This window comes from Pseudomonas sp. KH_040, assembly GCF_057839305.1.
In genome coordinates this window covers 5,837,815-5,855,613 of the sequence record NZ_CM174487.1, presented here as the reverse complement: position 1 = coordinate 5,855,613, position 17,799 = coordinate 5,837,815, and the positions used below count along the sequence as shown (strand labels likewise).

17 protein-coding genes are annotated in these 17,799 nt (G+C 60.4%); 6 read left to right on the top strand and 11 right to left on the bottom strand.

Annotated elements, in window-relative coordinates; all coding sequences use genetic code 11:
- Positions 1 to 5 precede the first annotated feature (5 nt).
- The 3 genes from ybeY to miaB form a co-directional block, all read right to left on the bottom strand.
- Positions 6 to 500 carry an rRNA maturation RNase YbeY gene (ybeY, locus tag AC3IUF_RS26080; protein ID WP_007909643.1) on the bottom strand — a complete coding sequence of 165 codons (495 nt, stop codon included), beginning with the start codon at positions 498 to 500 and terminating at the stop codon, positions 6 to 8.
- Entirely contained in the window at positions 493 to 1,491 is a 999-nt protein-coding gene (locus AC3IUF_RS26075; RefSeq protein ID WP_042704951.1) for a PhoH family protein, read from the bottom strand. Before AC3IUF_RS26075 ends, ybeY begins: the two co-directional genes overlap by 8 nt.
- Positions 1,492 to 1,668: 177 nt before the next feature.
- The gene (gene miaB / locus AC3IUF_RS26070; protein WP_007909647.1) at positions 1,669 to 2,997 is read right to left on the bottom strand and encodes a tRNA (N6-isopentenyl adenosine(37)-C2)-methylthiotransferase MiaB; all 1,329 of its coding nucleotides are present in this window, start codon (positions 2,995 to 2,997) and stop codon (positions 1,669 to 1,671) included.
- Between the two features lie 133 nt (positions 2,998 to 3,130).
- Here miaB and AC3IUF_RS26065 point away from each other — a divergent pair, with 133 nt between their 5' ends.
- A complete protein-coding gene (locus tag AC3IUF_RS26065) occupies positions 3,131 to 3,460 on the top strand; it encodes a DUF1820 family protein (RefSeq protein WP_003185742.1) in 330 nt (109 codons plus the stop codon).
- Positions 3,461 to 3,584: 124 nt separating this feature from the next.
- Here the strand turns inward: AC3IUF_RS26065 and AC3IUF_RS26060 are convergent, their stop codons facing one another.
- The 4 genes from AC3IUF_RS26060 to AC3IUF_RS26045 form a co-directional block, all read right to left on the bottom strand.
- Positions 3,585 to 4,139 (bottom strand): tetratricopeptide repeat protein, encoded by a 555-nt coding sequence (locus AC3IUF_RS26060; RefSeq protein WP_003228518.1) that lies wholly within the window; start codon positions 4,137 to 4,139, stop codon positions 3,585 to 3,587.
- Between the two features lie 225 nt (positions 4,140 to 4,364).
- On the bottom strand, positions 4,365 to 5,648 hold the full coding sequence (hemL, locus tag AC3IUF_RS26055) for a glutamate-1-semialdehyde 2,1-aminomutase (protein ID WP_007909648.1): 1,284 nt from the start codon (positions 5,646 to 5,648) through the stop codon (positions 4,365 to 4,367).
- Between the two features lie 15 nt (positions 5,649 to 5,663).
- The gene (thiE, locus tag AC3IUF_RS26050) at positions 5,664 to 6,287 is read right to left on the bottom strand and encodes a thiamine phosphate synthase (RefSeq protein ID WP_095114032.1); all 624 of its coding nucleotides are present in this window, start codon (positions 6,285 to 6,287) and stop codon (positions 5,664 to 5,666) included.
- An 18-nt stretch (positions 6,288 to 6,305) separates the two neighbouring features.
- Positions 6,306 to 7,103 carry a hydroxymethylpyrimidine/phosphomethylpyrimidine kinase gene (locus AC3IUF_RS26045; RefSeq protein WP_007909650.1) on the bottom strand — a complete coding sequence of 266 codons (798 nt, stop codon included), beginning with the start codon at positions 7,101 to 7,103 and terminating at the stop codon, positions 6,306 to 6,308.
- A gap of 347 nt (positions 7,104 to 7,450) precedes the next feature.
- Between AC3IUF_RS26045 and AC3IUF_RS26040 the strand changes: the two genes are divergently transcribed.
- From AC3IUF_RS26040 to AC3IUF_RS26025, 4 genes are all read left to right on the top strand, one after another.
- Entirely contained in the window at positions 7,451 to 9,805 is a 2,355-nt protein-coding gene (locus tag AC3IUF_RS26040; RefSeq protein ID WP_489279698.1) for a hybrid sensor histidine kinase/response regulator, read from the top strand.
- A gap of 95 nt (positions 9,806 to 9,900) precedes the next feature.
- Positions 9,901 to 11,550: an acyl-CoA dehydrogenase family protein gene (locus tag AC3IUF_RS26035; RefSeq protein ID WP_489279696.1), complete on the top strand. Its 1,650-nt coding sequence runs from the start codon at positions 9,901 to 9,903 to the stop codon at positions 11,548 to 11,550.
- Positions 11,551 to 11,742: 192 nt separating this feature from the next.
- Entirely contained in the window at positions 11,743 to 13,242 is a 1,500-nt protein-coding gene (gene amn / locus AC3IUF_RS26030; protein ID WP_161986511.1) for an AMP nucleosidase, read from the top strand.
- A gap of 72 nt (positions 13,243 to 13,314) precedes the next feature.
- Positions 13,315 to 13,950 (top strand): pseudouridine synthase, encoded by a 636-nt coding sequence (locus tag AC3IUF_RS26025; RefSeq protein ID WP_489279694.1) that lies wholly within the window; start codon positions 13,315 to 13,317, stop codon positions 13,948 to 13,950.
- Here the strand turns inward: AC3IUF_RS26025 and AC3IUF_RS26020 are convergent.
- Together AC3IUF_RS26020 and AC3IUF_RS26015 are read right to left on the bottom strand one after the other, a co-directional pair.
- Positions 13,945 to 14,154 (bottom strand): DUF2788 domain-containing protein, encoded by a 210-nt coding sequence (locus tag AC3IUF_RS26020; protein ID WP_007909655.1) that lies wholly within the window; start codon positions 14,152 to 14,154, stop codon positions 13,945 to 13,947. The genes AC3IUF_RS26025 and AC3IUF_RS26020 overlap by 6 nt on opposite strands.
- A gap of 280 nt (positions 14,155 to 14,434) precedes the next feature.
- Positions 14,435 to 14,914: an Lrp/AsnC family transcriptional regulator gene (locus AC3IUF_RS26015; RefSeq protein WP_008081091.1), complete on the bottom strand. Its 480-nt coding sequence runs from the start codon at positions 14,912 to 14,914 to the stop codon at positions 14,435 to 14,437.
- 451 nt (positions 14,915 to 15,365) lie between these two features.
- Here AC3IUF_RS26015 and AC3IUF_RS26010 point away from each other — a divergent pair, with 451 nt between their 5' ends.
- Entirely contained in the window at positions 15,366 to 16,430 is a 1,065-nt protein-coding gene (locus AC3IUF_RS26010; protein ID WP_489279693.1) for a DUF6515 family protein, read from the top strand.
- Here the strand turns inward: AC3IUF_RS26010 and AC3IUF_RS26005 are convergent.
- Both AC3IUF_RS26005 and AC3IUF_RS26000 read right to left on the bottom strand, forming a co-directional pair.
- Positions 16,424 to 17,332, bottom strand: coding sequence for a cation diffusion facilitator family transporter (locus AC3IUF_RS26005; protein WP_489279692.1), 909 nt, complete (start codon positions 17,330 to 17,332; stop codon positions 16,424 to 16,426). The genes AC3IUF_RS26010 and AC3IUF_RS26005 overlap by 7 nt on opposite strands.
- A gap of 12 nt (positions 17,333 to 17,344) precedes the next feature.
- Positions 17,345 to 17,764: a hypothetical protein gene (locus AC3IUF_RS26000; RefSeq protein WP_007909665.1), complete on the bottom strand. Its 420-nt coding sequence runs from the start codon at positions 17,762 to 17,764 to the stop codon at positions 17,345 to 17,347.
- Between the last annotated feature and the right edge of the window lie 35 nt (positions 17,765 to 17,799).

Genomic DNA, 17,799 nt, shown 5'->3' with positions numbered 1-17,799 from the left:
AGCGATTACTCTGAATCCTTTGTTGTAACGATAGGGGATGTTTCGGGTTCGTCGTCCGCGTACGGATCGGGATAGCCCAATTCGGCAAGCAACTCGCGTTCCAGTGCTTCCATTTCTTCGGCTTCCTCGTCATCTATATGGTCGTAACCGAGTAGATGCAAGCAGCCGTGAATGACCAGATGTGCCCAGTGGGCCTTTAGTTCCTTGCCTTGTTCGGCGGCTTCACGCTCGACCACGGCCACGCAGATCACCAGATCGCCGAGCAACGGGATATCGAGAAACTCGTCGGGTACTTCCGCCGGGAACGACAGGACGTTGGTCGCGTAATCCTTGTGACGCCAGGTGTGATTGAGCTCGCGACCTTCTTCCTCGTCGACCAGACGAATGGTCATTTCCGAGTCGGCGGTGCGCTGGCGCAGGGCCAGTTCGCACCATAGGCGGAAGTCGGCTTCACTCGGCGCGCTCGCTTCAGTCGCGATTTGCAGGTCTAGCTCAAGCATTTCGCGAAGTGTCCTTGGGGGCGTCATCACGGTTTTCGAAGCGCTCGTAGGCTTCGACGATCCGCTGGACCAAAGGATGGCGCACGACGTCTTTAGGCTGGAAGTGCGTGAAGCTGATGCCCGGAACGTCTTTGAGCACTTCAATCACGTGGTGCAGACCCGACTTGGTGCCTTTCGGCAGGTCGACCTGGGTGATGTCACCGGTGATGACTGCTGTAGAGCCGAAGCCGATTCGGGTCAGGAACATCTTCATCTGTTCGACGGTGGTGTTCTGGCTTTCGTCGAGAATGATGAAGCTGTTGTTCAGCGTGCGGCCGCGCATGTAGGCCAGTGGCGCCACTTCGATGACCTGACGTTCGATCAGCTTGGCCACGTATTCGAAGCCGAGCATCTCGTAGAGCGCGTCGTAGAGCGGGCGCAGGTACGGGTCGATCTTCTGCGACAGGTCGCCGGGCAGGAAGCCGAGTTTTTCACCCGCTTCAACCGCCGGACGCACCAGCAGGATGCGGCGGATCTGCTCGCGCTCCAGGGCATCGACAGCGCACGCCACGGCCAGATAGGTCTTGCCGGTACCGGCGGGGCCGATGCCGAAGTTGATGTCGTTACCGAGAATTTCCTTCACGTAGCGCAACTGATTCAAGCCGCGCGGGCGAATCATGCCTTTCTTGGTGCGCAGGGCGACGGAGGCTTCGGCGGGGGCGTGATTGTCCAACTCGACCACGGCTGATTCCTGCAGGAACAGGTGAACCGTATCTGGCGACAGCTCTGAACCTTTGGTTTCCCGGTACAGGCGACGAATCAGATTTTCCGCAGACGTGGTGTGTTTGGGGTCGCCGATCAGCTCGAACTGGTTTCCGCGGTTGCGGATCTCGATGGTCAGGCGCTGTTCGATCAAGCGCAAATGCTCGTCGAATTGCCCGCACAGATTGGCGAAGCGGCGAGCCTCAAAGGGCTCGAGGATAAAACGATGTGGTTCTATGGGAGCGTTCAAGGTCGTATTTAGCCGCCCTGGGGCAATTAAGATGAAATCAAGGATAACGCCAGAGGCCTGGGTGCGAAAGCTCTTAAATATTCTCGGCGTCGACACCGTCAAGATCGCAGCCTTCGGCAGCTCCTACAGGGGAATGTAATCCATGTAGGAGCTGCCGAAGGCTGCGATCTTTTGCATTTATTGGATCAGCGAGCCGCGCAGCGAGTGCGGCTGTGCCGCGTCGATGTGCACGTCGGCGAACTGACCGATCAGGGTTGGATTGTCGCAGCGGAAGTTGACGATACGATTATTCTCGGTACGCCCCTGCAACTCGCCCGGGTCTTTCTTCGAGTAATCGGTGACCAGAATGCGCTGGATCGAACCGACCATTTGTCGGCTGATCTCGAAGCCTTGCTGATTCAGGCGATGTTGCAGCGCGTTCAGGCGTTCCTTCTTCAGCTCTTCCGGGGTCTCGTCGGCCAGATCGGCCGCCGGCGTGCCCGGGCGCTGGCTATAAACGAAGGAATAAGAGAAGTCGAAACCGACGTCGGCAATCAGCTTCATGGTCTGTTCGAAATCTTTCTCGGTCTCGCCGGGGAAACCGACGATGAAGTCCGAGCTGATGCAGATTCCCGGCACAGCGGCGCGCAGTTTGCGCAGCTTGGATTTGTACTCAAGCGCGGTGTGGTTGCGCTTCATTGCCGCGAGAATCCGGTCGGAGCCCGATTGCACCGGCAAATGCAGGTGTTTCACCAGTTCCGGCACGTCAGCGTGGGCCTGAATCAGGCTGTCGGAGAATTCCAGCGGGTGCGAAGTGGTGTAGCGGATGCGGTCGATGCCGTCGATGGCGGCGACAACGCGAATCAGCTCAGCGAGATCCGCCAGGCGCCCGTCATGGGTGGTGCCGCGATAGCCGTTGACGTTCTGCCCGAGCAGCGTCACTTCACGCACACCGTTTTCGGCGAGGTGGATGACTTCGGCGATCACGTCATCGAACGGCCGGCTGACTTCTTCGCCGCGGGTATAAGGCACCACGCAGAACGTGCAGTACTTGCTGCAGCCTTCCATCACCGACACATAAGCGCTCGGGCCATCGATACGCGGCTCGGGCAAGTGGTCGAATTTTTCGATTTCCGGGAACGACACGTCGACTTGCGGCAGCTTGGTGATGCGCGCGGCGTCGATCATTTCCGGCAGGCGGTGCAGCGTCTGCGGGCCGAACACGACATCGACGTATGGGGCGCGATCACGAATCGCTGCGCCTTCCTGACTGGCCACGCAACCGCCAACGGCGATCACCATCTCCGGGTTGGCCAGTTTCAGTTCGCGCCAGCGGCCGAGCTGCGAGTACACGCGATCTTGCGCGCGCTCGCGGATCGAGCAGGTGTTGAGCAGAATCACGTCGGCGTCCTCCGCGCGAGCGGTGACTTCCAGGGCCTGATGTTCACCCAGCAGATCGACCATGCGCGAGCTGTCGTACTCGTTCATCTGGCAACCGTGGGTTTCGATGTAAAGCTTCTTGGCCATGGATTAGTGTCGTCACGTGATTCAAAGAACCCGGCATTATAGGGAACAAGCCCGCAGGTTCCTACCGCTGTGCGTCCGGAGGCTATGCTATAGTTTGCGCCCTCATTTTTATCCCCGATGTTATCCCCCCGCCATGACCAAACGCGAAGCTCCAATCTATAAGGTGATTTTCCTCAACCAGGGCCAGGTGTTCGAAATGTACGCCAAGCAGATCTATCAAAGTGATCTGTGGGGTTTTCTGGAAGTGGAAGAGTTCGTCTTTGGCGAGCGCACGCAAGTGGTCGTCGATCCGAGCGAAGAAAAGCTCAAGGCGCAGTTCGAAGGCGTGGTGCGCAGCTTTGTGCCGATGCATTCGATTGTGCGCATCGACGAGGTTGAGCGTCTGGGTACCCCGAAAATCAGCGAAGCACGTGGCGCGGTCGGCAACGTGATGCCGTTCCCGATGCCGATGCCTGAGAAGTAAAACCGGATCTGGATTTTTGATCGTTCCCACGCTCTGCGTGGGAATGCCGCCTTCGACGCTCTGCGTCGGTGACGCGGACCGTAACGGGATGAGTTCCCACGCAGAGCGTGGGAACTATCGGCGGTCAGGGAAGAGGCGAGAACGGCGTACGCCCATCGGCGCTCTGCAGTTCCATCAGGTATTTACGGAAAATTTGCCCAAGCACCTGGGTGGCAGTCTCAAGGTCTTCGCGGGACATTTTTTCGGAGACTTCGTCGGCCGTGTCCAGCGCATCTTCAGCGCCGTTGACCGCCGCCATCTTCAGCACGATATACGCCTGAATGTTGTTGGCCTGCACGCCTTCACCGTGGAAGAACATCGTGCCGAGTTTGAACTGTGCCTGAGCGTGGCCTTGCAGTGAGGCCTTTTCGAAGTAGCTCAGGGCTTGATTGAGGTCGCGCGGCGCATTCTTGCCGTCGTAGTAGAACTCACCCAACTCGTATTGCGCTTGCGCATCCCCTTCGTCCGCCGCTTTCTGGCAGGCGGCCAGTGCCTGCGTGACGTCTTGCGGCTGAGTATTGAGGGTGCAACGACCCATCGCCGGGATCAACAACGAGTTGCCGCCTGCTTGTGCATGCGCGAGCAGGGGCTGAAGGAGCAACAGGCAGCCCAAGGCAAGGGTGCGGCCGGTGCGGTTCATGGGAATCGACTTACCTCTGAAGGGCACGCGGACCCATCGAGGGATCCAATAAGCGCGCATTATGAAATAAGCAGGGCCAACCTTACAAAGTCTTTACTCGTTTTTCTGCTGCACGGGGAATATATCGCCCACTTTAGGGGAGATTTTTAGCAGGAGCATCGGAAAAACAGCGCGGATGTAGGTGAATGCTGACGCTGGCGATAGCCAACGTCAGCGGCAGTGCGATTATTTCAGTGCGGCGAAGGCGCGCTCGGCAGCGTCCAGCGTCAGTTGCAACTCGGCTTCACCGTGGGCGATCGAGGTGAAACCGGCTTCGAAGGCGCTCGGTGCCAGGTAAACGCCACCTTCCAGCATCAGGTGGAAGAAGCGACCGAACAGGGCAGCGTCGCTGGCCATCACGTCTTCAAAGGTGACGATGTCATCGGCGCCGCTGAAGTACAGACCGAACATGCCGCCGGCCTGAGTGGTCACGAACGGAATGCCCGCGGCATCGGCGCGTTGTTGCAGACCGTCGAGCAGACGCGTGGTGTAGTCGGTCAACTCGGCGTGAAAGCCTGGACGACTGATCAAACGCAGCGTGGTCAAACCGGCGGCCATGGCCAGCGGGTTACCCGACAGCGTACCGGCCTGATACACCGGACCCAACGGCGCGATGCGTTCCATGATTTCACGCTTGCCGCCGAAGCAGCCGACCGGCATGCCGCCGCCGATGATCTTGCCGAAAGTGGTCAAGTCAGGATTGACCCCGTAGTACGCCTGGGCACCGCCGAGGGCAACGCGGAAACCGGTCATCACTTCGTCGAAAATCAGCACTACGCCATGCTTGTCGCACAGTGAACGCAGACCTTCGAGGAAACCTGGCGCTGGCGGCACGCAGTTCATGTTGCCGGCCACCGGTTCAACGATGATGCACGCCACGTCCTTGCCAACTTCAGCGAGCATCTTTTCAACCGCGTCGATGTCGTTGAACGGCAGGGTCAGGGTGTGTTTGGCGAATGCTGCCGGTACGCCGGCGGAGCTCGGCACGCCTTGGGTCAGTGCGCCGGAACCGGCCTTGACCAGCAGGCTGTCGGAGTGACCGTGGTAGCAGCCTTCGAACTTGATGATGCTGTCGCGGCCGGTGTAACCACGGGCCAGACGGATCGCGCTCATGGTCGCTTCGGTGCCGGAGCTGACCATGCGCACCATGTCCATCGAGGGCACCAGCGAGCAGACCAGGTCGGCCATCTCGGTTTCCATCGCCGTCGGCGCGCCATACGACAAGCCGTGTTGCAGCTGATTGCGCACCGCGTCGAGCACGTCCGGGTGGCTGTGGCCGAGGATCATCGGACCCCACGAGCCGACGTAATCGACATAACGCTTGTCGTCTTCGTCGGTCACGTAAGCGCCTTCGGCGTGTTTGAAGAACAGCGGGGTGCCGCCAACGCTCTTGAACGCACGAACGGGCGAGTTCACGCCACCGGGAATGTGTTTCTGAGCGTTGGCAAACAAAGTTTCGGAACGAGACATGATCGGGCTCTCAAATCAGACTTTCAGTAATTCATTGAACGCGCGGGCGCGGCGGGTCACTTCGGCGGTGCTTTCGGCACCAAACAGACCGTGAACCACGGCCAGCAAGTCGACCCCATGGGCCACCAGCGGCGCGGCGTTGTCGAGGGTGATGCCGCCAATCGCGCAGACCGGCAGATGCAGCGTGCGCTTGGCTTCGTCCAGCAGATCGAGGCTGCAGGTCGGCGCGCCGGGCTTGGTGTTGGAGTTGAAGAAGCGGCCGAAGGCGACGTAACTCGCGCCTTCTTTTGCCGCTTGTTCGGCCAGCGCGATTTGCGCGTGGCAGGTCGAACCGATGATCGCTTTCGAACCGAGCAGGGCGCGGGTCGGCGACAGTGGACCGTCGGTCTGACCCAAGTGCACGCCGACGTTGAGGCGTGCGGCCAGTTCAGCGTCATCGTTGATGATCAGCTGCGTCTTATAGCGCTCGCACAAATCGCGCAGTGCCTCGGCCTCGCGCAAGCGGCGGGCCTCGTCGCTGCTCTTGTCGCGGTATTGCAGCAGGGTGACGCCGCCTTCCAGCGCCGCCTCCACGTAAGACAGAAACTTGCCCGCCAGCAGTTGGCTGTCGGTGATGGCATACAGGCCACGTAGTTTCATCGGGCAGACCTCACGACGTTACGAGCAGAAATCCAGCGGCAGGCGACGCGGGACGAACTGGCCTTTGCCCAGTTGTTCGGCATCGCGCAGGGTGCGCCAGGTGTAATCCAATGCACTGCGCACGGCGCTGGCGAGGTGTTCGCCCTGCGCCAGACGACCGGCCAATGCGCTGGCCAAGGTACAACCGGAACCGTGATAACTGCCCGGCAGACGCTGGCAGATAAAGGTTTCGCGCAGACCGTCGCGGCTGTACACGCGGTTATGGATTTCAGTTTCGTCGCCGTGGCCGCCGGTGATCAGCAGGTTTTTGACGAACGGCAGGAGTTTTTCTGCGCACTCGTCCGCGGTGCCTTCGGGCAGTTCGGCGAGGATGCGCGCTTCGGGAAGGTTGGGGGTGGCAATGATCGACAGCGGCAGCAGACGCTCGCGCATCGCATAACCGACTTCGTCCTTGCCCAGGCGACCGCCGCCACCGGCGCGCAGTACCGGGTCGCAGACCACCGGCAAGTGCGGGTGTGCCGAAAGCAGTTCGACAACAGTGTCGACCATTTCCAGCGAACCGAGCATGCCCAGTTTGACCGCCGCGACTTCGGAGTCGTTGAGCACGGCATTGGCTTGAGCCAGTACCCACTCACGGTCGAGGACGCGGAAGTCAGTGACGTTGACGGTGTCTTGCACGGTCAGGGCGGTGACGGCCGGAGCCGCATGGCAACCCTGCGCGAGCAGGGCTTCGATATCTGCCTGCAAGCCGGCGCCACCACTGGGGTCGTGGCCGGAGAGACAGAGGACAACGGGGCGGGAGCTGTAGATATTCATGGTGCGCGAGCTTACCACCAAAGCTGATTTTCGGGTGTGGGTGGAACAGCAAGATCAAAAGATCGCAGCCTGCGGCAGCTCCTACTAGGGAGCGCATTCAAGTGTAGGAGCTGCCGCGGTCTGCGATCTTTTTGTCTACCTGACCGATCCAACAGCTCTAGCTCGCCGCTTTGCTCTGGAACGCCCGTTCTAGAGCCTTTGTAGGAAAAATTTCAATGGTGCTCAATGGCCATCAACGGCTATGCTAGTCTGGATCCAAACCAATAACAGGTAATACCGGTTTTACGTCTACTCAAAGGGAATGGGGGGCTTCCTGACACAACCGGACGAGCCACGCTGGGGCTTCAATGCGCTATTTGCTGATGTTGCTGTTCTGCTTGCCCTTTATGGCGAGCGCCGTCGAATTCGACGAATTTACCCAGAGCCTCCCTCTGGGCCGATCACTGCAAGTGTTCGAAGACCCCAGTGGTCAGGCGAGCATTGCCGATGTTCGCGCGCAGGCTGCCGCCGGTAATTTCAAAGCTCACGATAAAGCCACGCTCAATGCCGGATACTCGCGCTCGGCGTTCTGGCTGAAGATCGACCTGCACTACCGTCCGAGCAATCCCGCCGCCCAACGCACCTGGCTGCTGGAGCTGGCGTATCCACCGCTCGACCATCTCGACCTCTACATGCCTGACGCCAGTGGCGACTACCGCCTCGTCCGGCAAACCGGCGACGCCCTGCCGTTCGCCAGTCGCGAGATCCGCCAGAACAACTATTTGTTCGACCTTTCATTCACGCCGAATCAACAGCAAACCGTGTACCTGCGACTCGCCAGCGAAGGCTCGATTCAGGCACCGGTGACGTTATGGTCGAGTACTGCGTACCTCGAAGACCAGCCGGTGCGCCTGTATGTGCTGGGCATCATTTATGGCGTGCTTTTGGGGATGCTGGTTTACAACCTGTTCATCTTCCTCAGCGTGCGCGACACCAGCTATCTCTATTACATCTTCTATATTGCCTCGTTCGGCCTCTATCAACTGTCGGTGAACGGTGCGGCAGTCGAGTACTTCTGGCCTGACAACCCATGGTGGGCCAACGCCGCGACGCCATTCTTCATCGGCTGTGCGGGGCTGTTCGGCAGTCAGTTCGCCCGCAGCTTCCTGCAGACCAAAAACCACAGCCGTTGGCTCGATCGCTTGCTGATTGCGCTGATCGCGTTCGGCGCGCTGGTGGTTGGTTTGTCGCTGATGACCAGTTACGCGTTGTCGCTGCGTCTGGCGACGATACTGGCGCTGACCTTTACGGTCGTGATTTTCGCCGCCGGGATTCTGGCCTGGTGGCGCGGCTTGCGGGTGGCACGTTACTTCATCATTGCCTGGTCGGCGTTCCTGCTTGGCGGCATCGTCAACACCCTGATGGTGCTCGGCCTGCTGCCGAACGTGTTCCTGACCATGTACGCCAGCCAGATCGGTTCGGCCATCGAAGTGGCGCTGCTGTCGCTGGCGCTGGCCGACCGTATCAACGCGATGCGTGAGCAACAGGCGCAGACGTTGTACGACGCCGGGCAGAAACTCGAAGTGCTCAACCAGCAACTGGCCCACAGCAACAAGCTCAAGGATGAATTCCTCGCGACCCTGACGCATGAACTGCGCACGCCGATGAACGGTGTGATCGGTTCGCTGGAACTGATGCAGACCGTCGATCTGGATCCGGAGCTTGAGCAATATCAGCAAACCGCCGCCGGTTCCGCGCGGGACATGATGCGCATGGTCAACGGCATCCTCACCCTCACCGAATTGCAGGCCGGCAAACTCAAGGCTGCGCCGGGCAGTTTCAGCCTGCGTGCGGTGGTCGAAGCATTGCGCGTGCAGTTCGACGGCAACGCGGCGAGCAAGTCGCTGGATTTCAAGGTTGAAGTACTGCCGACCTTGCCGGATCGCTTGTATGGCGACAGCGCCAAACTCGCGCAATGCCTGGAATGCCTGCTGGATAACGCGATCAAGTTCACCCGCGTTGGTGGTCTGGCACTGCGGGTTACCGGCAAACCGTCGACGGGCAATCGTTTGGCCCTGTCGTTTGCGGTGATCGACACCGGCATCGGTTTCACCGATCTGGGCGAGGCGACGATGTATCAGCGCTTCTTCCAGCTCGACGGCTCGATGACCCGCGAATATGGCGGATTGGGCGTCGGCCTGGCGATCTGCCGACAGTTGGTCGAGCTGCTCGACGGCAAGCTCACGCACCGCTCGGAACCCGGGCGTGGCAGCCGCTTCCAGCTGGATGTCGAGTTCGAACTACCGGTAATTGAACCGGCGTCGATCCCGGCGCCTTCGCGCCATTTTGTGCGCGCACCACAGGACTGCACGGTGTTGCTGGTGGACGACAACAGCGTCAACCAACTGGTGATGCGCGGCATGTTGCTCAAGCTCGGCTTCCGCGTGCGTACTGCCGATAACGGCGCGGCGGCGCTGGATTGCTTGCAGCGTGAGGCCTTCGATGCTGTGCTCATCGATTGCCAGCTACCTGCTCAGGAGGGCGCAGCGTTGTGCTGCCAGATTCATGCATTGCCGGGCTGCGCGAATCTGCCGGTGTTCATGCTGGCGCTGACCGTCGAGCGGGAACTTTGCACGCCTGGCGCGCCCATCGATTACTTGAACAAACCGGTGAAATTCGAAGAGTTGCAGTCCGCGCTGGAGCGCCGGGTGCTGTGTTGCTGACAGGGTAAAAGCGCCGCAAAATCGGCGGATATGACACTTTGATCGATCTTGGGGCGGTGCTTAACTGACCTTCTGGATGACCAAGGAGCCCCGTCATGAACCTGCATCAGTTCGCCGAAACCCACGAAGTCACCAACCAGCCGCCGTCGCTGGACGGCACCAATCTGTATCGCATCGACCTGCCATTGCAGGAGTGGTCGCGGCGCTTTGGTGCCGGGTGGGCGGAGTCGCGGATCGATGCCTACGGCGCGCTCGCCGGTGGCCCGCTGATGGAAGCCGGGTTCCTCGCCAACCAGAACAAACCGGTGTTTGCCAGCCATGATCGCTACGGCCATCGCATTGATCTGGTGGAATTTCATCCGGCTTATCACCAACTGATGCGCACCGCGATTGAACATGGTCTGACCTCGCTGCCATGGACTCATCCGCAGGACGGTGCTCACGTCGCCCGCGCGTCCATGAGCTATCTGCACAGCCAGGCAGAGGCGGGCAGCGGCTGCCCGTTGACCATGACCTTCGCCAGTGTGCCGGCCCTGCGTTTGCAGCCGAATATCGCTGAACAGTGGCTGCCGAAAGTCCTCGCCACCGAGTACGATCCGCGCAACGTCGGTATGGCGCACAAGGCCGGCGTGACCATCGGCATGGCGATGACTGAAAAACAGGGCGGCACCGACGTGCGCGCCAACACCACCAAGGCTTACCCGGTCGGCGCCAGTGGCCCGGGCGAGGCCTATGAACTGGTCGGGCACAAGTGGTTCTGCTCGGCGCCGATGTGCGATGCCTTCCTGACGCTGGCGCAGACCGACAAGGGTTTGACCTGCTTCCTGCTGCCACGCCATCGCCCGGATGACACGCGTAATCAGTTCTACATCCAGCGTCTGAAAAACAAACTCGGTAACCAGTCCAACGCCTCCAGCGAAGTGGAGTTCCGTGGCGCGCTGGCGTGGATGGTTGGCGAGGAAGGGCGCGGTGTGCCGACCATCATCGAAATGGTCGCCATGACCCGATTTGATTGCATGGTCGGTTCCAGCGCGCTGATGCGCCAGGCGCTGACCCAGGCCAGCCACCACTGCGCGCACCGCAAGGTCGGCGGCAAACTGCTCAGCGAACAGCCATTGATGCAGAACGTACTGGCAGATCTGGCCCTGGAAAGCGAAGCCGCGCTGGCCCTGAGTTTACGCATGGGCAAGGCGCTGGATCATCTGAATGATCGCCATGAAGCGCAATTCGCGCGGCTGGTGACAGCGGTGGGCAAGTATTGGATCTGCAAACGTGCGCCGGGGATGATCAATGAAGCGGCCGAGTGCATAGGCGGCGCCGGGTATGTCGAGGACAGTATCCTGCCGCGCCTGTACCGTGAGGCGCCGGTGAATTCGACGTGGGAAGGTTCGGGGAATGTGCAGTGCCTCGACGTGCTGCGCGCGTTGTCGAAAGAGCCGGGTGTGCTGGATGTGTTGTTCAGCGAACTCGGTGATGGACATGGTGACAAACGGCTGGCCGCGCATATTCAGCAATTGCAGGCGCAGTTCAAGGACACCAGTGATATTCAGTACCGGGCGCGGCAACTGACCGAAGACATCGCGCTCGGTTTGCAGGCCAAGCTATTGCTGGAAGCCGGCAACTCGGCGGTCAGCGATGCGTTCATTGCCAGCCGTCTGAGCAGTGGCGGTCGCGTGTACGGCGCCTTGCCGCGTGGGCTGGACGTTGAAGCTATCGTCGCCCGCTCGACCCCACAAGGTTTCTGACCGCAATCTCCCCAACACTACAAAACCCTGTGGGAGCTGGCTTGCCAGCGATGGCGGCCTGTCAGTCAACACTGATGTTGCATGTGCCGGCCTCATCGCTGGCAAGCCAGCTCCCACAGGGGTTCGCTTTGTCTGAAAGATTTGGGTACACCCACAACGCCACTGTTCCCGTGACGCCACGATGCAGGCAAGATGAAGCTCTGCAAGTCAGAACACAGGAAGCTGATCGTGACCGAAGCGTTTATTGTCGTTCAAACCGCCGAACAAGCCGTGGATCGTCTGGCCGAGTTGCACGAGCGGGCCACCACTGCGCTGAACTCGGCGCTCAAGCGTTACCTCAAGGATCGCGTCGAACCCGACGCTGCGCAGCGTGCTCTGTTTCGTTATCCCGAACTGCGTCTGACCTACCATTGCCAGGGCGAAGTCCCACAGACCACCCGCGCTTACGCCAAGGTGCAATTGCCGGGCACTTATAGCGTCACCGTCACCCACCCGGCGGCATTCCGCAAATACCTGCTCGAACAGCTTGTGCCGTTGATGCACGACTTCACCGTGACCGTGGAAGTCGGCGTCAGCCAGCAGAATATTCCGTATCCGTATGTGGTCGAGCAGGGCGATGAGCTGGCTGGCTCCGGCGTCACCGCTGCCGTGCTGGCGCGGGTGTTCCCGAGTACCGACCTGTCCGCGGCCACCGACGGCATCGCCGACGGTCTCTACGACTGGGAAAACACCGATCCGCTGCCACTGGCCTTGTTCGACGCCGCGCGCGTGGATTTCTCGCTGCGTCGTCTGGTGCACTACACCGGCAGCGACTGGCGCCATGTGCAGCCGTGGATTCTGCTGACCAACTATCACCGCTACGTCGACCAGTTCATCGTCCATGGTCTGGAGCAACTGCGCAGCGACCCACGTTTCGTGCGCATGGTCTTGCCGGGCAACGTGATCATCGAGAAGGGCATGGATCACGGCGAAGCGTCGGCGATTGCTGCCGGTGTGGTCTGGCACCGTTACCAGATGCCGGCCTATCACCTGATTGCCAGCGATGGCCACGGCGTGACCCTGGTCAACATCGGCGTCGGCCCGTCCAACGCCAAGAACATCACCGATCACCTGGCGGTGCTGCGTCCGCATTGCTGGCTGATGATCGGCCACTGCGGTGGCCTGCGTCAGTCGCAGACCATTGGCGACTATGTGCTGGCCCACGCTTATATGCGTCGCGACGGCATTCTTGACCGCGTGGTGCCGCCGAACATTCCGATCCCGGCACTGGCCGAAGTGCAAATGGCGCTGCAACAAGCAGCGGCGAATGTCACCGGCGAGAAGGGCGATGACCTGAAAAAACGCCTGCGCACCGGCACCGTGCTGACCTACGACGACCGTAACTGGGAATTGCGCTGGGCGCAGGAGCGGCCGTTGATCAATCTGTCCCGCGCCGTGGCGGTGGACATGGAAAGCGGCACGATTGCCGCGCAGGGTTATCGCTTGCGGGTGCCGTACGGCACGTTGCTGTGCGTTTCGGACAAACCGCTGCACAGTGAAATCAAGCTGCCGGGTTCGGCCAACGCCTTCTATGAGCGTGCGGTCAGCCAGCACTTGAAGATCGGCATCGAAGCGGTGGACCTGCTGCGCACTGAACTCAACTCGCTGCACTCGCGCAAACTGCGCAGCTTCGACGAACCGCCGTTCCGTTAACGGTTAGTCGTGGTCATTTGGCGGTCGGGGCACTAGCATTGTCAGCCTCGACCGTTAGATGTTCTTTTCGCCATGTCCCGTCCTCCACGTCCACCTTCCCGCCGCCCTGGCGCGAAGTTTCAGTCGTCTTCCCCGCGCCGTGTTGCCAAGGCACCACCGGCCGAGCCGAAATTGATCCTGTTCAACAAACCGTTCGATGTGCTGACGCAATTCAGCGACGGCGAAGGGCGGGCGACCCTCAAGGATTTCATTGATGTGCCCGGCATTTATCCGGCCGGTCGCCTGGATCGTGACAGCGAAGGGTTGTTGCTACTGACCAACGACGGGCAGTTGCAGGCGCGCATCGCCGATCCGAAACACAAACTGGCGAAGACTTATTGGGTGCAGGTCGAAGGCGTGCCGACGGCCGAGCAGTTGCAGCGTCTGCGGGATGGTGTTGAGTTGAATGACGGCATGACCTTGCCGGCCGAAGCGCAACAACTGGACGAGCCTGAGTTGTGGCCGCGCAATCCGCCGGTGCGCTTTCGCGCGACCATACCGACTTCATGGCTGGAGCTGGTGATTCGCGAAGGGCGCAACCGTCAGGTACGGCGCATGACCGCGGCAGTCGGGTTGCCGACATTGCGGCTGGTGCGGGTGAGAATTGGCGACTGGTCGATCGAAGGGCTTGATCAGGGCCAGTGGAAGGAAGTGCCGGCGCGCTTATAGAGCGCCGGATTCGATCAGGCCGATCACCACACTCTTGATGATGAACGCGGCCACGCCCAGGCCCAGCACGAAGAACAGAATGAACGAGCCAAAGCGCCCGGCCTTGGACTTCTTCGCCAAATCCCAGACGATGAAACCCATGAAAATGATCAGGATGCTGACCAGGCCGGTCATCATCCACTCTTCTAATAATGCTGGATCCATTGGGTTTCTCCGGCGCGCATGGGGCAAAAAGGGCGCGGCGAGTATACGCCAAGGTGTGTGGGGTGGCATTGATCTGGGTCTGATCCGAAGCCTTTGCCCTCACCCTAGCCCTCTCCCGTAGGGAGAGGGGACTGACCGAGGTGTCTGGCGTCATACATCGACCTGAAAGATCGAGTCGATTATGAATTCACAGCAGAACGCTCAGGTCGGCGTACTTCTTCAGCATCTCACGGTCGGCCCCCTCTCCCTCCGGGAGAGGGCTGGGGTGAGGGGCTTTTGATCAGTTGCGCAGGTGGGTCAGCGGCAGTTCTGTGCTGTTGAGCACCTGATTCAGTACGAAGCTTGAACGAACGCTGGTCACCCCTTCGATCCGGGTCAAATGCCCCAGCAACAGCTTCTGATAGTGATCCATATCCGGCACCACCACTTTCAACTGGTAATCGGCATCCACACCCGTCACCAGACTGCACTCCAACACCTGCGGCAACGTGCGAATCGCCGCCTCGAAGTTCTCAAAACGCTCCGGCGTATGCCGGTCCATGCCGATCAGCACATACGCCGTTAGGCTCAGCCCAAGCATCTTGCGATCGAGCAACGCCACCTGACGCGAAATATACCCGTCGTCTTCCAGTTGCTTGACCCGGCGCGAGCAAGGGGAGGGCGACAGACCGATGCGCTCGGCCAATTCCTGGTTGGAGATGCGGGCGTCGCGCTGCAATTCCGCCAAAATGCTCAGGTCGTAACGGTCGAGTTTGCTCATCAATCTGTCCTTGGTTGTAACTATTGCGGCGGATTATCTATCCAGGGTTAAAAATTGCGCAAGTGGTGTTTATTTCAGCAATCTTCGCAATCCTCTGCCGCCGCCTCAGGCCTATTCTTATCACCAGAATCACTGCTCGGTAACACAGTCCACGCGGCCCGCCCTATCCGGCCTGCCGCGGCCGCCACCCCCACCGGGGTTGTGCCGGCCCCCGAGCTGCACACTGTCCAGAAGACGGCGTGAGGTGAGCCGACGTCAAAAGCGTCGAGCCAGGACGAAGTTCTCTAGAAGGGAGGCCGACGGGTCTCCCTTTTTTCTTGCCTGCGATTTCATGCCGGGCGCTCAATAAATAAGTTGCGTGACTGATAACCTGTTGCAGAACCCGGTGTGTGTAATCCCGGTCTTAGCTACAAGTCCTCTTACATTTACAGGCCCCGCAGTGAGAAAAAGCATGAATTCGCGCATTTGGCGTCTGGCCAGTGTTGGTTTGCTGTGTGTGAGTGTCAGTGTGCAAACGCTCGCCGATGAGCCACAGAATCGCGGCCCGGATGGCGGAGGCCACGGTCAGGATCATCAGGGCAACAATCAGGGCCGTGGCGGCAACAATCAGCCGCGTCCGCAGAACAATCCATCGCAGAATCAGCCGCAACAGAATCAGCCGCGCCCGCAGAACAACGAAATCATTCGTGGCGACAACAGCCGCCAGTTCGAGCACAACGGCAACAACAATGGCCAGTGGCAGAACCGCGATCAGAATCGCCCGGCTTACAACCCCAACCCGGTACGTCAGCCGCCACCACCGCCGCAACTGCCGGCCAACAGCCTACCGATCCAGCCACGGCCCGACGCCGTACGCCAGACTCAAGAGCCGCGTCAGGGTTACTACCGCGACGAGCGTCCGCAGAACGGTTACCACAACCAGCAATGGCAGACCGGCAACCGGCCCAACGACAATCGCTGGCCGGGGCGCCCCGACGGGCATGGCAACGGTTGGGGTCCAGGCCCGCAATACCGGCCAGGACATGTGATCGACCGCTTCCCGGATCGCGATTACCGCGTGCCGTATCGTGGTCAGGATTACTTCTTTTCCGGCGGCTACTGGTATCGCCCGCAAGGCCCGCGCTACATCGTCGTGCAGCCGCCGCGCGGGATTCGCATCCAGTATTTGCCGGATTACGCCCGTGAGGTGTGGATCGGTGGTTCGCTGCTGTTCCTCGCCGCCGGTTCCTACTACGCGTATCAGGAAGCGACGCAGGATTACGTGGTGGTCGAGCCGCCGGTGCAGCAACAGCCGCAGCCGCAATCCCAAGGCTATGACGTCGAAGCGTATCCGGCCAACGGCCAGTCGCCGGAGCAGGTGCAGCAAGACGGTTATCAGTGCTACCAGTACGCGGTGCAGCAAAGCGGTTTCGATCCGCGCACCGCGACGTATCAACCGGCGCCCGAAGTGGTGCAGGCGTACCGTCAGGCGCAGGGCAATTGCCTGAGCAGTCGCGGTTATCAGGTCAGTTACTGAAGCCGGGTTTGCGCTCGCTCTGACTTGACCACTTCCTGCGGGTCGGCGTGCACCAGCACTTCGGCCCGCGGGTAGGCCTTGTGAATGGCATCGGCGGCTTGGTCGCTGATGCCGTGCGCCACTGACAGGGTCAGCTCCCCCGGCAACTCCAGGTGCAACTGCACGAACCAGTGGTTGCCGGAAATCCTCGTGCGCAAGTCATGCGCGCCCAATACGCCCGGCACACTGCACGCCAGTTCGAGCATGTGCTGACTGACATCTGTTGGCAGTTCTTCATCCATCAACACCGAAAAACTTTCCCGGGCGATCTGGATCGCACTCCACAGGATATAGGCGGCAATGCCAAGTCCGAACCATGCATCCAGTTGATGCCAGCCGAACCCGGCCAACATCAGCGCCACCAGAATACTGCCGTTGAGTAACAGATCGGATCGGTAATGCAGTGAGTCGGCACGCACGGCATTGGAACCGGTCTGCTTGATCACTCGATGCTGCAGCACCAGCAAGGCCACCGTCAGCAGCAATGAGAAAATGATCACGCCAATGCTGATCCACGGCGCGCCAAGCGGTTCCGGATGCTGGATGCGTTCGTAGGCCTGAAACGCAATCAACACCGCACTGCCGCCAATGAACAGCGCCTGCGCCATGCCCGCCAGCGATTCCGCCTTGCCGTGACCATAACGGTGATCGTCATCGGCCGGGCGCAGCGCGTAATGCACCGCCAGCAGATTGAGTAGCGAAGTGACGCCATCCAGCGCCGAGTCGGTGAGGCCGGCGAGCATGCTCACCGAACCGCTGAGCCACCAGGCGATGGCTTTAGCGATGATCAGCGTGCACGCCACCGCCACCGAGGCGCGGGTCGCCAGCCGTAGCAGGCGGGCGTGTTCGGGGCTGGATGTCATTTAACTTCCTTTTTAAGCGGCGGGTTGCAGGCCGAACATCGCCAGTTGTTGAGTGCTGCCCTTGTGTTGAATCAGGCGCGGGTCATCCAGTGGGAAATCTCGGCCCAACTCGCTTTCGAGAATAGCCTGCAACTTGTGATTATCGACTTGACCGTCCGGACCGATGGCTTGCTTGAGCTTGGCCGGATCGATCTGCGCGGTGTGGCCCGGTTCGAAGTAGATCGCGCCGGTGGCGAAGTCGACGGCAAACGCGATCAGCCCGGGAATGACGTAGAACAGCAGGCCCACGGCGTCGAGCACGGCAATCGCCGGATCGATCTTGCCGTCGATCTGACCGCGCCGGTCCGGGTAGAAAATCGAACCGCACGCGGTGATTTGCGTGAGCAGGGTGGCGACCAGTACACCGCCGATCAGGCGAAAAGGTAAGCGCATGGGGAAATCTCCTGATTGATCTAAGAACGAAGCGT